Raw genomic sequence first — 14,585 nt, forward strand, 5'->3', positions numbered from 1 at the left:
ATCCCCCCGATCAGCGCTATACTGATGCCGGGTTGATTGCCCACCTTGTCTTTGGATGTTGGGAAAAAGGGTTTGTGGGTTTCGTCAGCCGCAAGCCCTTTTTCTTGTCCGCTCTGGAAAATGCGCCAAATGGCGCAAAAGGCCTCATTCCTCGAAATTCGCTATCAGAGCGGCGTGCACGTGGCCTTTGGCGAAATGTCGGGCAAACCCAAATCGCGGCACCCTTTTCTGAAGCCCCGGATCGCGTCTATACTGCCGCCATGGACACGTCGTATCACACGCCATCGATCGATGAAGCCCGCGCGGCTTATGAGACGCTGCGCAAGCATGGCGTCGAAGCGATAACCATCCGCCGCCGCCTAGGCCTTGCCGACAGTAGCGCGACCATCGACAGCGTGGTTTCCAATCCGATCCGCCGCCTGAAGTTGATCAACTGGGTGCGCAATGTGGACATCAGCAGATGAAGCGCGTCCCGGACTTTCCCGTTCCAGACCATATTGCCTTGATGATCCACGATCTCAGGCAGTCCGGCCTGTCCGCCAATGAGATCGCCGAGCGATGCCATCTGTCGCGCACGACACTATGGCGGCTGGCGCAAGGTGAAGCGCGCGATCCCGCCTATGACTCGGTGCGCAAGGTGGAACAGCTTCACGGCAAGATCGTCAAGTGATCGCCCGATTTTGCTGAAGCATGCTTCAGCATTTCAGTCGATTTTACTCTCGCATGCGAGAGTAATGCCTATTGATTTCACTGCTGTTTTTGAACTCACCCGCCTCGACGACGCAACCGTGCCGCGACTGATTGCAACCGCTTAACCCGGCCGACGCAACAGTCCACCCGGCCGACTTTCCCGCACCAGAACCGCCTGAACAGCCGTATCGATCCGCCTGCCAAGGGTTCGAGCATCGTCGTTCGATGCCGTCACCATGCCCGTCGAGACATCGATCGCCACGTCGCCAAGGTAGGTGTTGCCGCTGTTGCCGCCGCCACCGGCACGCGCGGTGCCTTTCGGTATCACTTGCTCGCCGCGCTGAAGGATGGCCGGGAATTCACCCGGTAGCAGACCGTTGTGCAGCTTCGGCGCATTGGCAAAGATCGCAGGCGAGACATTGCGGACCGCGTTCGAACCGCCTGTCTTGGTGCCATGGTGTTTGACGCCAACGCCAACGCCGCCACCCGCAAACCCGCCGAAGAAATTCGAGATCACCCCGCCAAGCGCATTCTTGGCAAAGATGCTCTGGATTGCCATGTCGATGATCGTATCGACCACCCGGCCGAGCATATTGTTGAATGCTTCGGCCGCCGAAACGCCATTCCTGAGATCGCTGACAAAGCCGGACACGGCATTCTTGGCAAGGTTGGTGTAGGCCTGCGCCAGCTGTTCGACTTCCTTGCGTTCCAGTTCGCGCGACCGGCTGGCATTGGTGATCTGCCGCTTCTGCGCTTCCAGATTGGCGTGTGCCGTGGCTTCGGCATTGATCGCGGCAATGGCGGCCGGTGTCAGTTCGATCTCTTGCTTTTTGGCCGCCGACAGCAATTCGGTGGCCTTCGTCAACTGATCGATCTGGTAAAGCCGCTGTTCTTCCGTCAGCGACGCATTGGCATTGATCGTGTTGATCTCAGCCTGAAGATCGCGGCGTTCCTTTTCGGTGATCAGCAAGTCTTCCAGAGACTGCTTTTCTTCCCGGTTTCCTTGCGTGCGTGTCCGGCTTTGCGCGTAGGCCAGCACGCTTTCGCGGGTGGCATTGCCGCCAAGGATGCGCTGGTTCGCCGCGACCGCATCGCCCATGTGGCCGTCCGCGTCCTGACTGATGATCATGGCGATGCCAGCGTTCACCAGAACGACCAGCGGCTCACCCGGCTTGCCCGCATGAACCGGGATGTCGTGGCGCATGCCGCCTGTCTCTGTCGGAATTGCTGCAATGGTGGTGCGGTTCATGATCAGCGTCCTTGTTTCAGTTCGTCGATGTCCAACTGAAGCTTGGCTACCTGCATCGCCATGGCGTCGAGACGGCGAGACATCGCGGCAAGCGTCATCGTGTCGTCCTGCCGCGCATAGGAAACGGTTCGCTGCGCAAAGCTTTCGAGCATCGAGCGGTGTTCGTCGAGGACGCGCCGGTTAAGCGCGTGTGAACTGCCTTCGACCGAGAACGATTCCGGTGAACCGGCTAGGATGAAACTGGACGCATCCAGGGCGATCACGGTTCCGACTGCGAGAAGATCGCTAGAGATCACCGACGCGCCGCCCGGATAGTACAGGCTGGCGCTCGCCGCCTGCTTGCTGTTGACGATCACGACCGGATCGACAGGACCGCCCGGAACGGCAATGGCCGCGACTAGATTTGAAATATCCTCGACCATCGCGGCGGCCGGATCGGTGTTGTCACTGGCCGAGACTTCCGTCGCGCCGTTCAAAAGGCCAGCCGGACGCCAAGCGGTTGCCGGTGAAGCATCCAGCAGAACCGCGTCGATGCCACGCGCCAGATCGACGGCAAGCATCTGGCCGATGATGGCTTCGATGGCAGGCGTGCTTCGCCGCGATAGTTCGTTTGTGAACACGGCCAAAAGACCGGCGCGTTTCGGGGTTAGCGACAGGCTGCTTAGGATCGATTTCCGTGCCGGGATCGCCGCGCCCTCGACGCCAAACACGGCCGGTGGAATGTCCGATGGCTTCGATGTCGGCAGGATGATCCGGCCGTTTTCCGGCAACTGAAGACCACGTGCCGCCAATTTGGCCGCGACACTGATCGGTGTCAGCAGCAACAGATTGGACACGACGGTTTCGCCGATGAGTTCGCCACCCCATGCCGGAACCGATGTCATGGCCGGATCGACAGCGGCGCGATACTGGCCGTTATCGCCGAAGGATTTGGCTAGGACGGCATTGCCGGGATAAAGGCTGCGAGCAACATCGAAGACGGTTCCGCCCCTGTTGCCACGTGCGACCTTGACGAAGGTGACGACGATGCCCTTGATCAGAGCGTGCCGTGCCGCCTGCGCTGGCGATTGCTGCCGCGATTTGCGCAAGGACCGCTCGACGGAAACCATCAAACCCTTCAATGATTGAATTTCTTGAGCGACATCCATGACCCCTCCTATGTGGAAGGGTTGTGTCGCGAACCGGCGCGTCTTCCACGGTTGACGTCAGAATAACAGGCTAAGTCATTGAAAGCTTGTTACCTTTTGGGTAAGTTCTCGGGTGGTATCGTTCTGGGACCGCCCGAGAACCGGTTTTCTCGGTGGTACGGCTTTGGAACCGCCGAGAGACGTCCTTCTTGGCGGTACGGCTTTGGAACCGCCAAGAAAACTTCCATCAGGCAGTCCCGCTCTGGAACCGCCTGATGGACAGGACATTGCGCCAAGTTGGCGGGAAGTTAGGAACTGGGTTTTAAAGTAGCCAGCCCTGCCAAGTTGGCAGACCTAGTGCCAAGTTGGCACCAAGTTAGGAACTGGGGTTTCAAATACCCCGGTTCAGCCAACTTGGCTGGACCCTATGCCAAGTTGGCACCGGGTTAGCGGCGATCACCGGCAGGACGCGCAAGATTGTTGCGGGGTGGCGCAAGTTTGTTGCGCCGTCTCAAATTCCTATTCCCCGATAAAAGGCGCTCTTGGTGGCCGTCGGTGCATATGGGGTAGGTTCCAGATTTCGAGACGTCCCCCCCGGCATGGCCCCGGTGGCAAGAGATCAAAATGATCCTTTGCCAAAACCACCACAAATGGTGACTTGTGGACAAAATGACCAGAAGCCAAAAGGGATAGATCAATTTGATCTATCCTGAACTTCCCCATAAACGGGGAAGTCACGATCCCATCGCCTTCTTTACCGACGCATTGACCACACGCGCCAGCCGTCGCTTGATGTTCTTCTTCATCATCCGGTAGGCCGGGAAGATATGCGGTTGCGGCGCTGTTCCGGGATGGTTGACCGAGCGAGCGGCACGCATCTGGCCGCCACTGTCATAGACCAGCATCGGCGCGCTCTTGGCCGTGATGGTGTGCGCTCTTGTCCCGAACTCGATGAAGTGCCAGTACCACGCGGCAAACACGCCTGTTGCATTCGGATCGGTGGTTTTCTCAATGCCGCGCAAATTGGCGTCCGGCCTGTTCGACAGCCTGTCGGCATGGATCGATCGTCTGTAATCACCACGATCAACCGGCGCATAGGCGCGTATCTTCTCAGCCACTTCCTGCGCGACCTTCATCTGCATGTCAGCCAGGTTCCGCTGGATGGCTGGCGAGATCGCATCCATCCGCCGCAACAGCTGATCCCGTCCGATGAATTTCGCCTTCAGTGCCATGTGAACCTTCCGATGTCGGTACGTTTTGTTGGCGAATTTCGCCAACAACATCGTGTTGACACGAACTTTCGTTGGCGAGCGCAAGAGACGACGTGCACCATCTCCTGCGCTCAAACCGTGCTGTCGCTGGCACGCAAAGATCGCGTTTACAGGCTCCGATCCTGAAGCTCACACGTCCGGCCTTGATCAGCCGGGACAGGATATCACAGCTGTTCCAGAGCGGAACGCCTGCCGCCAAGAGCAGTGGGTTAAAAAATAACCCACCGTTAAGATCGGGTTTCCAAATAACCCGATGCAATATCGGGGTTTCAGATACCCCGATTAGATGGGGTACGGCAAACCCCATCAATGCAAAACCGGAATGGTTCCGATTACGCACTGCCGCTAATATCGGGTTTTCAAATAACCCGATTAATACCGGGGTATCTGAAACCCCGGTTACGCACTGCCGCTGCTTGGCCGTGTCGTCGCAAACCACATGTAGGCGATCCGCTTGGTGACCACATCGATGTCCTTGACGATCCGCTTCTCGCCGCCACCTTGCGACAGCCAGAACGCCGCCTTGCCGAGCCCGACCGCGAAATGCCGTAGCCGCTCGAAGAACACGTCGTGATCGCCGTCGCTGTTCATCACCGCTTCGAACAGTCTCGGATTGTCGCGCAACAACAGCGCGGATCGAACCGATACCGATGTCCCGGCAAAGGTTTCGCGGACAAAATCTTTCTTCTCAGTCATGGCTGGCTTCTCCTGTCGAGATCATCGATCCAACCTTGCGCCGTGTCAAAGCCGACGCCGATGGCCGGGTGATAGGTTTCCAGATCATCTGATTGCAAGGCGCAATGCATCGGCATTTCGAAGATGATGCCGTGTTCCGTGGTGACCGGCAGAAAGTGCGATCCATCATCCGGCTGGAAAGTGGCGATCACCGGGAATTCATCCCAAGCGACATAGCGGCCATCGGCCATCGGTATTGCCACCAGATATTTCAGCAGCGGCGCATCTTCGGTTTCCCAGTTACCTTTGATCACTGTTCCGTCCGGCAGTTCGACATCGACATGGCCGCACAGCATGGTGGTGGATGGTTTCGAACTATCGGTCATTTCACGCTCCATATTTTCGGGTTTGGTTGTGTCTTGTTTTTTTACAATTAGGCTGGGGTTACTTACCCAGCCTATATGTATGTAATACATGGGGTGAGTAAGAGCAGTTGGTTATGTGTTTGATTTCATTCACGAAGCGGGTAGCTGAGAACAGCTGAGAAGTAGCTGGGTAAGAAGGGTACTAGAAGTTTCATTTCACCACCTCCAGTTTCATTTTTACGACCTGTATTTTGACGAAAGAACGCGACGGTGGACCGTATTTGACAGCCTCGATTGCCTCTTGCCGGAACAGGCTTTTCATCGCCTTCTGGAACATGAAGAGATTGCATTTCTCCGCTTCTGGATCGGCTGAAAATACGCGCGGTGCATAGTTCCGGGCGGTTGGATGTGGTGAAACCGGCGTCAGTCTGGCGGCGTGCTGGCGCAACAAGTACAGGAAGACGCGCTCTGCCCTGTCGGCCTGTCCGATGTCATGCCCGGACCTTAGATTTTCATCGGTGGCCCGGAAGCATCCCATTTCCCATGTCATGTCGATTGTCTGGCCGGTTGCCCCGTCGTTCATCTTGCGAACCGTCAAAATCCGCTTGCCCTCATCCGGCATGTCGTCGTCGCCTTCAGCCGGTTTCGGTCGTGTCATGTCGAGTTGCGCGCGTGCCCCATTGATCCAGCCGGTTGATCCTGAATTGCCGGTGTTGGTGTTCAGGCCAGCCAGTGACGGATGAGTGAGCAACAGGATTGCTGTGTCGTGGCGTCTGGCTAGTCTGCCGAGCGATGTCATGGTCTCATGTGCGACCATGCGTGAGTTCTCTTCAGCCATGACCACCTGTCCGCGATTGTCGATCACCAGCAAGTCCGGCTTCAGTGTCGTCATCGTCAGGTCGAGATCGGCGATCCGGCGCGCTTCGATCACGTGGCCGTGGTTGCCTTGCACGAACAAGGCCGGTTCATCATGGGCATAGTGGATGTTCAGACCGGCGAGATCGGCGAGATCAAAACCTTCCTGCGCGGCGATATCGGCCAGCCTGCGATGAATGATGTGATCCGGTTCTTCAGCCGAGTAGAACAGCACCGAACCGCGTCCGTCTTCATTGACCGGCTTGCCAAGCCAGCGTCCCTTGATCGCGGTCCCGGCCATCAGTTGCAGCGCCAGCAATGTCTTTCCGACGCCACCCGACCCGGACAGGAGTGCGACGCAACCGCGCGGAATGAAGCCGCGCCCGTCGAGATAACGCGGTTCTGGAACCGGCTTCCCGGCATAGTCCGATGCCTTGACGACGGCGAGCGGCTCCGGTTTTGGTGGTGCTTCTGCCTTGGCAGAAACCATGACGGAAGAATCCTTGGCGGTTTTTCCGGTTGGACCTTCTCGTTTCTCTGCTGTCTGCCATGCACTGTTCAACGTGGCATCGATTTCCTCATCACCCAAACCGATGTGACGCGCGGCGTCCGCCAAGGCACCACGCACTTCGGTTTCGCCAAGCAAGCCGCTCTTGGCAAAGCCGAGCATCCTGATGGCACCCATGTAAAGTTCGGCATTGCGCGCACCTTCAGGTACGGAGCGGATGACGTCGCAGGTTCTATCAATGGCAGCGCGGGCATAGCGCCGGTTAAATTTGGCGTCGTCTTCGTCCTGGATTTGCGCTGGTAATTTCTCTTTCGGTTTCGGCTTGCTCATCAGCACCGTTGCCAGCCAGTCGGGTAGCGGTGCCAGCCCGCGTTCCGGGAAGAGATTTTCATAGGTGCCAGCGCCGTTGACCGATCCGGCCGCGATGATGTAGCCACCGGCCGCCCTGACATCGAGACCGGGACCAAGCTTGCTGGCCGAATTGCGGATGCCGCGATGTCCCTTGAAATAAAGGTGCCGACCGCCTGACGGTGTGGCGACCATGTAGGTGACAGGCTCATATCCGCCATGCTCTGCCATCAAGGCATTCCACGAACCCTCGCCGTCGAGTCCGCCTTTCATGTCGATATCAACAACCAGAATATCGCTGTCGCCGGTATTGATGCCGATCATCATGCTGTTCTTGTTGAACCACGATCTGATTTGTTCGGGATCGGTGGATGCAGCTTTGAAACCGCCTTTGACGGCCGGTGTCTTATCCTGTTTGCAGGGTATGACCTTCCAGCCTATCGATGCATAGAATAACGCGAATTCCATTGTGAGATTGCCACCAGCCACGGCAACTTCCTCTTCACACAGCTTTTGTCAAACCGGGAGAAAAGCAGCTATACTGGCCGCTTCTCCTGTCGCGCCTGCTAGTCACAGGCCACAGGAATGCTCCCCGGTTAGAACGGGTTGAGAATTGGCCGGTGAGAGATCACCGGCCTTTTTTCGGATTGGACAAAGCATGTCTGGAAATTAGCCCGCGTTTTCGCGTGATCCGTATGACCAGAAAAACAATGATGGACGCTGTACAGGCAGCGTCAACCATCAAAAAACTGGACGCGCGGCAACCGTTGCCGACTGTTATCGATTGATGCTTGAGCATTGATCGATTGAATGGCAAGCCGTTCATTGTTGATTTGATTGATAATGAAGACGCAATCTGACAGCGGACGCATTCCGCCTCGTGTTAGGCCGCGTTTATAATCGGGTGAAAAGGGCGGTCGGTGGACGGAGTGACCGCGATTTTTCGGGTGGTCAAAATGACCACCCCAAAACATCCGAAACGCTAGCGGCTGAATACGGCGTCTCCGAGAAAACCATCCGACGCGCCGGAAACTTCGCGGCTGAGATCGCTAAGTCGCCGTTACCCCGCCGCCGACTCGATCCCTAGCGCGATCACGGCTTCCCCCATGGCTTCCCCCAAATTCAAATTTCAGTCTATATTCGTTGATTTCATTGACGAATAACTATGTACAATCTCTGTGACAAGCACAGAGATGACGGAGGATGTGGCAATAGCATAATTTCTCAAGTGACCTGCCGAATGGTGAGAAAATGAATTTGTCAGCAGTGTGAGGGCCGGTCAGAAGACCGGCCCTTGTAACGCTTAGTTGAATGAGGGCGGAGCACTCAGATCATTGGCAGGCTTCTGTTGATCCGCCGGCTTCTGGCTGCCGCCATCGAGCGGATTGCCACCCGGTAGCTGCAAGCCGCCCGGTAGTCCAAGCCCGCCGCCATTGTCGGGCAGGGTTAGCCCGCCACCACCGGCTCCAAAGCCGGGCACTTCGATCTTTATGGTATTGGGATCGATGCCCGTTCCCTCTCCCTTGTAGTGCATGACCATCTGCGGGAATGCGATGGTCAGGCCGACCATGATGACCTGAATGCAGACAAACGGAACTGCGCCCCAGTAGATCTGCCCGGTGGTGACCGGTTGCGTCACTTTTCCGGTCACCTTGTCGAGATACGGCACCTTGGCCGCGACCGAGCGCAGGTAGAAAAGCGCAAAGCCGAACGGCGGATGCATGAAGCTCGTCTGCATGTTGATGCCAAGCAAGACGCCGAACCAGATCAGGTCGATACCGAGCTTGTCGGCAGCCGGTGCGAGCAGCGGCACGATGATGAAGGCGAGCTCGAAGAAGTCGAGGAAGAACGCTAGGAAGAAGACGAGCAGGTTGACCGTGATCAGGAAGCCCGTTTCGCCACCCGGTGTCGCCGTCAGCAGATGCTCGACCCAGATGTGCCCGTTGACGCCGTAGAAAGTCAACGAGAAGACGCGGGCGCCGATCAGGATGAACAGCACGAAAGCGGAAAGACGTGTCGTCGAGGCCAGCGCGCCCCTGATCACGTCCATGTTGAGACGGCCCTTGGCGGCCGCCATGATCAGCGCCCCGACGGCACCCATTGCGCCACCTTCGGTCGGTGTGGCAATGCCGAGGAAGATGGTGCCGAGGACGAGGAAGATCAGGGCCAGCGGCGGGATGAGGACAATGATCACCTGCTGGGCAAGCCGGGACATCGCATTGACCTTCATGCCCTTGTCGATGAGGGCGACGATGTAGATGAAGGCCACGCCAACCGTTGCGCCGAGAATGTCTGCATTCTCTCCATGTGTCGGATAGAGGTAGACGTGAGCAGCATAGGCGATGGCACCGGCGACGATCAGCGCAATGAACAGCGATGTGACGCCCGATCCCAGCGTGCGGGCCTCTGGCGGCAAGGCTGGCATGGAATCACGCTTGAAGAAGCTCATCAGCAGGATGTAGCCCATGTAGAGCCCGGTCAGAATGAGACCCGGAATGAGCGCGCCGGCATACATGTCGCCGACGGAGCGGCCAAGCTGGTCGGCAAGGACGATCAGGACGAGCGATGGCGGGATGATCTGCGCAAGGGTGCCGGATGCAGCGATGACGCCGGATGCGACACGCCGGTCATAACCGTAGCGCAGCATGATCGGCAGCGAGATCAGGCCCATGGCGATGACCGAAGCCGCTACCACGCCCGTGGTTGCAGCCAGAAGCGCGCCGACGAAGATGACCGCATAGGCGAGACCGCCGCGGATCGGGCCAAACAGCTGGCCGATGGTGTCGAGCAGGTCTTCGGCCATTCCCGATCGTTCGAGCACGATCCCCATGAAGGTAAAGAAGGGGATGGCGAGCAATGTGTCGTTCGACATCACCCCCCAGAACCGTTCCGGCATCGCATTGAGGAGCGGCCATGAGAGGTTGATGGACCCGCCGGACAGAGGCGCGAGCTCCACACCGATGATGAAGAACAGCAAGCCATTGGCGGCGAGCGAAAACGCGACGGGGTAGCCCAGCAGGAGGAAGACGATCAAGGATACGAACATGATCGGTGCGAGATTGACGGCAATGAACTCCATCATGGGCGCACCTCCGGTGTGGTGGTGGCGTCCAGCGGCGCATGCGTGGGCACATAGGGCGTTGGATCGTCCATCTGGCCGTTCATAATCGCAACTTTCTTGATGATCTCGGAGACGCCCTGGAGCGCCAGCAGGACAAAGCCGAACAGCAGGATCGCCTTGGCTGGCCAGACGATCAGGCCGCCGGCGCTGGAGGAGCCTTCCTGCGAGCGAACCGACATCAACACATAGGGGACGAGATAGTATGTCATCAAAAGGACGAACGGCATCAGGAAGAAGACGTGGCCGAACAGGTCGATCCAGTGTTGGGTCCGGCGCGAAAACTTGCCGTAGACCACATCGATGCGGATATGTTCGTTCTGGCTGAGCGTATAGGCTGCCGCCAGCATGAAGGCGGCCCCGAACAGGTACCACTGCGCCTCGAGCCAGGCGTTCGACGACATGTTGAATATTTTTCGGATGATGGCATTGCCGGCACTGACCAGAACGGCCACCAGGATCAGCCATGAGACTGATTTGCCGATGATTTCCGTAATGCGGTCGATGAGCCTGCTGATACCGAGCAGTGCGGTCATTGTGTATTCCTCCCCGCTAAGCTGATTTTGATTTTTTTTGCCAAGCACAGTCACAGTGCCGATTTCAAGCCCCGTTTCAAGTGCGCTCCGGGATTTTCCGGCATAGTCCGGCAACGTCATACCAAAGTCGCATATAGACAGGTTCGGGTTTGCCTAAAGCTTAGGCAAGAACTGTGGGAAACCTGAACGGTAGTGGGATAACCTGAAGGCGCGATGACGCTCGCGAGGAAGCGAAACAACCGAGTCGGCGGGCTCGCAAAGAATGTCGCTCTGAAGTCACGATAGGGCTTGAAACGTCGCCTGGTTTAAGGCCGTATGGCGTTCTAACAATCCGTGAGGTACGTTCGTCATGACCGCGATGATCCGCAATCCCATCCTGCCGGGCTTTAATCCTGATCCGTCGATCTGCCGTGTCGGCGATGACTATTATATCGCCACTTCGACCTTCGAGTGGTACCCGGGTGTGCAGATCCATCACTCGCGGGACCTCGTGAACTGGACGCTGGTGCGCCGGCCGCTGGAGCGGGCAAGCCAGCTCGACATGCGCGGCAATCCCGACAGCTGCGGCGTCTGGGCGCCGTGCCTGTCGCATGCCGATGGCCAATTCTTTCTGGTCTACACGGACGTCAAGCGCTTCGACGGCAACTTCAAGGACGCCCACAACTACATCGTCACGTCACCGACGATCGAAGGCGAGTGGTCGGATCCTATCTATGTCAACTCCTCCGGCTTCGATCCCTCGCTGTTCCACGATGACGACGGCCGCAAATGGTTTCTCAACATGCAATGGAACCACCGGACCGAGAGCTTTGGCGGTGCTCCGAAATCACCGGCCTTCGACGGCATCCTGATGCAGGAATGGGACCCGGCGACGAAAACGCTGACAGGCCCGATCCGCAATATCTTCGCTGGCAGTGCGCAGGGGCTGGTAGAGGGACCGCATGTGTTCAAACGCAACGGCTGGTACTATCTGACGACTGCGGAGGGCGGCACCGGTTACGATCACGTGGTGACCATGGCGCGGGCCAGAACCATCGAAGGCCCCTACGAGATGCATCCACAGACGCATCTGATCACATCCAAGGATCATCCCGATGCCGTGCTGCAAAGGGCAGGGCACGGCCAGTATGTCGAAACGCCGGATGGGCAGGCCTATCACACCCACCTGACCGGCCGGCCTCTGGCGCCGCAACGCCGCTGTACGCTCGGGCGTGAGACGGCGCTGCAGAAATGCATCTGGGGTGACGATGGCTGGCTCTATCTCGCACAAGGCGGTGTCGTGCCGGATGTCGAGGTGCTTGCGCCGGGAGAGGCTGTCATCACCGAGAAACCGGCGCGCGTCGAAACCGAATTCGACGGTTCGAAGCTGCCGATGGAATTCCAGTGGCTACGCACGCCGGTGCCGGAGCGGATTTTCTCGCTCACCGAGAGACCGGGCCATCTTCGGCTTTTCGGCCGCGAAAGCATCGGCAGCTGGTTCGAGCAGGCGCTGGTGGCCAGGCGCCAGGAACATCATTCTTTCCGCGTCGAAACGGTTGTCGAGTTCGAGCCCGATACCTACCAGCAGGCGGCGGGACTGACGCATTATTACAATCGCCACAAGTTTCATGCACTCGCCGTCACGCTCCATGAACAACTCGGCCGGGTGGTGACGATCTTTTCCTGTAACGGCGATTTTCCGCACAGCCGCATGACATTTCCGGTCGAAAGCGGCGTCGCGGTGCCGTTCGGCCGGGTGCATTTGGCCATGGAGGTCAGAGACAACGATCTGCAGTTCTTCTGGCACCCGGATGGCTATCGCACATGGCGGAAACTCGGGCCTTTGCTCGATGCAGGCGTCGTTTCTGACGAAGGCGGTCGCGGGGAACACGGCTCCTTTACCGGCGCCTTCGCGGGTGTCTTTGCCTTCGATACATCGGGCCGGGCGCAGGTCGCGGATTTCGACCGATTTTCCTATGAGAGCCTGTAATCGCTGGTTGCAAGTTTGTTCACTGTATCAGTTAATCCTTATAATTAACTGATATCATTACAATTTTGTAATTTGCTGTTTCAGTTTCCGTTCATCTTTGCGGTCGTAGTTTCGGAGTGTCAAAAAACGAAAGGACACCCCGATGAAACGTCTGTTGATTGCGCTGGTCGCAAGCTCCTTCCTGACGGCGCCGATGGCTTTTGCCCAGCCCGCCCGCTCGTATGAAGCCACCCAGATGAAGGAGCGTCATGTCGAGAAACGTGTTTACAGGCACGGCAACACCAAGATTGTCGAGAAGAATGTGGTCGTCAAGAAACGCTGGGCGCGTGGCCACCGCCTCTCGCCAGCCGAACGCCGCCGGATCGCTGCCGTGAACGACTATCGCCGCTACAAGCTCCGCGCGCCGCCGCGTGGCCAACAATGGGTTCGGGTCGATAACGACTTCCTGCTGATCAGTGTCGCTACCGGCGTGATCGTCAATCTGGCGACACGCTGATCAGGCTGAACAGGATGGCCAAAAGGGCGGCATGCGCCGCCCTTTTATAGAATAATGATCGCGGGGCAGCCGCTGGTGCGGCGGCCTAACTTGCTCTTGCAGACCATTCGGTAAACGGGTCCGGCAACGCCTTCCAGCGATCCGGGGTGAACGTCTTGGCATCGACCAGACACTCGTCGAGTTCCGCTTCCAATGCCTGCTGATCCATCGGATCAGCACCGATGAAGACGATCTCCTGGCGCCGGTCGCCCCAGATGGGATCGAGGTACGGCTTCATCATGGCGGGGAAGCCGGGATCATCCGGCCATTGGGTTTTCGGAACCGCCGACCACCACAGCCCCATTTTCGAGGTGCGCACCATCGGCCCGGCCTGGCTGAGTTCGCCGGCATGATGGGGGCGGGTTGCCAGCCAGAAAAAGCCTTTTGCCCGCACGACGCCCGGCCATGGCCGATGGACGAAGTCGTGAAACCGCGCGGGATCGAACGGCCTTTTCGCCCGGTAGACGAAGGAGCGGATGCCGTATTCCTCGGTTTCCGGCACATGGTCCTTGAAGCCGTGCAACTCCTTGTACCAGAGCGGATGCTGCTCGGCCTTGAGCATGTCGAACAGGCCGGTGCCGAGAACGTCGCGTAGCGCCACCTTGCCAAAATCCGTCTCGATCAGCCGCGCATCGGCATTCAACCCGGTGATAATTTTCCGCGCGGCGTCCCGCTGTCCGGGTGTCGCACTTCCCGTCTTGTTGAGAATGACGACATCGGCAAATTCGATCTGTTCGACCAGGAGATCGACAAGCGTGCGATTGTCATCTTCGCCAGCGGTGTCGCCTCGATCGGCGAGAAAATCGGCAGAGGAATAATCGCCCAGCAGGCTGACGGCATCGACCACGGTGACCATCGTATCAAGCCGCGCAACGTCGGCGAGGCTGTGGCCAGCCTCGTCGCGGAATTCAAATGTGGTCGCAACGGGCAGGGGCTCGGCGATCCCGGTCGATTCGATCAGCAGGTAGTCGAACCTGTCTTGCTCGGCGAGTTTGCGCACCTCGTTCAAGAGATCGTCGCGCAGGGTGCAGCAGATGCAGCCGTTGGTCATCTCGACCAGCTGTTCCTCCGTTCGCGACAGGTTGGCGCCGCCATCGCGCACCAATGCCGCATCGATATTCACCTCGCTCATGTCGTTGACGATGACGGCCACCCGCAGTCCGTCGCGATTGTTGAGGATGTGATTGAGCACCGTGGTCTTTCCAGCCCCCAGGAAGCCGGACAACACAGTGACCGGAAGTTTGTCGGACATGTTATTCATCCTTAATGTTATACTATTACGCATCGTTATCTGAAAAAGGCGGACCAGTGGCCCGCCTCGTTCAGTCGCTCGGGAGGA

Annotated in this window: 13 protein-coding genes; 4 read left to right on the forward strand and 9 right to left on the reverse strand. The window is 58.1% G+C overall.

All coding sequences use genetic code 11. From position 1 onward, the window contains the following. Both R6X40_RS04355 and R6X40_RS04360 read left to right on the forward strand, forming a co-directional pair. Positions 1-464 (forward strand): hypothetical protein (locus R6X40_RS04355; RefSeq protein ID WP_318411332.1); only part of this gene is annotated, 464 nt, incomplete at its 5' end. Next, complete coding sequence (locus R6X40_RS04360; RefSeq protein WP_318411334.1) at positions 461-670, forward strand: helix-turn-helix transcriptional regulator; 210 nt, start codon at positions 461-463, stop codon at positions 668-670. The genes R6X40_RS04355 and R6X40_RS04360, both read left to right, overlap by 4 nt. Before the next feature lie 141 nt (positions 671-811). Here R6X40_RS04360 and R6X40_RS04365 read toward each other — a convergent pair whose 3' ends face one another. From R6X40_RS04365 to R6X40_RS04400, 8 genes are all read right to left on the reverse strand, one after another. Next, positions 812-1,939: a hypothetical protein gene (locus R6X40_RS04365; RefSeq protein WP_318411336.1), complete on the reverse strand. Its 1,128-nt coding sequence runs from the start codon at positions 1,937-1,939 to the stop codon at positions 812-814. Between the two features lie 2 nt (positions 1,940-1,941). Beyond that, positions 1,942-3,087, reverse strand: a complete 1,146-nt coding sequence (locus tag R6X40_RS04370) for a phage major capsid protein (protein WP_318411338.1) — start codon at positions 3,085-3,087, stop codon at positions 1,942-1,944. A 713-nt stretch (positions 3,088-3,800) separates the two neighbouring features. Next, positions 3,801-4,298 carry an HK97-gp10 family putative phage morphogenesis protein gene (locus R6X40_RS04375; protein WP_318411340.1) on the reverse strand — a complete coding sequence of 166 codons (498 nt, stop codon included), beginning with the start codon at positions 4,296-4,298 and terminating at the stop codon, positions 3,801-3,803. A gap of 438 nt (positions 4,299-4,736) precedes the next feature. Continuing rightward, the gene (locus tag R6X40_RS04380) at positions 4,737-5,033 is read right to left on the reverse strand and encodes a hypothetical protein (RefSeq protein WP_318411341.1); all 297 of its coding nucleotides are present in this window, start codon (positions 5,031-5,033) and stop codon (positions 4,737-4,739) included. Next, complete coding sequence (locus R6X40_RS04385; RefSeq protein WP_318411343.1) at positions 5,030-5,398, reverse strand: hypothetical protein; 369 nt, start codon at positions 5,396-5,398, stop codon at positions 5,030-5,032. The genes R6X40_RS04380 and R6X40_RS04385 overlap by 4 nt, the downstream gene beginning before the upstream one ends. 190 nt (positions 5,399-5,588) lie before the next feature. Next, on the reverse strand, positions 5,589-7,556 hold the full coding sequence (locus R6X40_RS04390) for a bifunctional DNA primase/polymerase (RefSeq protein ID WP_318411345.1): 1,968 nt from the start codon (positions 7,554-7,556) through the stop codon (positions 5,589-5,591). Between the two features lie 835 nt (positions 7,557-8,391). Further along, positions 8,392-10,170 (reverse strand): TRAP transporter large permease subunit, encoded by a 1,779-nt coding sequence (locus R6X40_RS04395; RefSeq protein WP_318411346.1) that lies wholly within the window; start codon positions 10,168-10,170, stop codon positions 8,392-8,394. Continuing rightward, positions 10,167-10,742, reverse strand: coding sequence for a TRAP transporter small permease subunit (locus R6X40_RS04400; RefSeq protein WP_318411348.1), 576 nt, complete (start codon positions 10,740-10,742; stop codon positions 10,167-10,169). Before R6X40_RS04400 ends, R6X40_RS04395 begins: the two co-directional genes overlap by 4 nt. 358 nt (positions 10,743-11,100) lie before the next feature. Between R6X40_RS04400 and R6X40_RS04405 the strand changes: the two genes are divergently transcribed. Then, a complete protein-coding gene (locus R6X40_RS04405; RefSeq protein ID WP_318412346.1) occupies positions 11,101-12,711 on the forward strand; it encodes a glycoside hydrolase family 43 protein in 1,611 nt (536 codons plus the stop codon). A 142-nt stretch (positions 12,712-12,853) separates the two neighbouring features. Next, complete coding sequence (locus R6X40_RS04410; RefSeq protein ID WP_318411350.1) at positions 12,854-13,207, forward strand: RcnB family protein; 354 nt, start codon at positions 12,854-12,856, stop codon at positions 13,205-13,207. 85 nt (positions 13,208-13,292) lie between these two features. On the opposite strand, the gene zigA is transcribed toward R6X40_RS04410, so the two are convergent. Further along, positions 13,293-14,498 (reverse strand): zinc metallochaperone GTPase ZigA, encoded by a 1,206-nt coding sequence (gene zigA / locus R6X40_RS04415; RefSeq protein WP_318411351.1) that lies wholly within the window; start codon positions 14,496-14,498, stop codon positions 13,293-13,295. Positions 14,499-14,585 lie beyond the last annotated feature (87 nt).

It is taken from the genome of Rhizobium sp. PL01 (assembly GCF_033447125.1).
In the GTDB taxonomy this organism is placed as follows: Bacteria; Pseudomonadota; Alphaproteobacteria; order Rhizobiales; family Rhizobiaceae; genus Pararhizobium.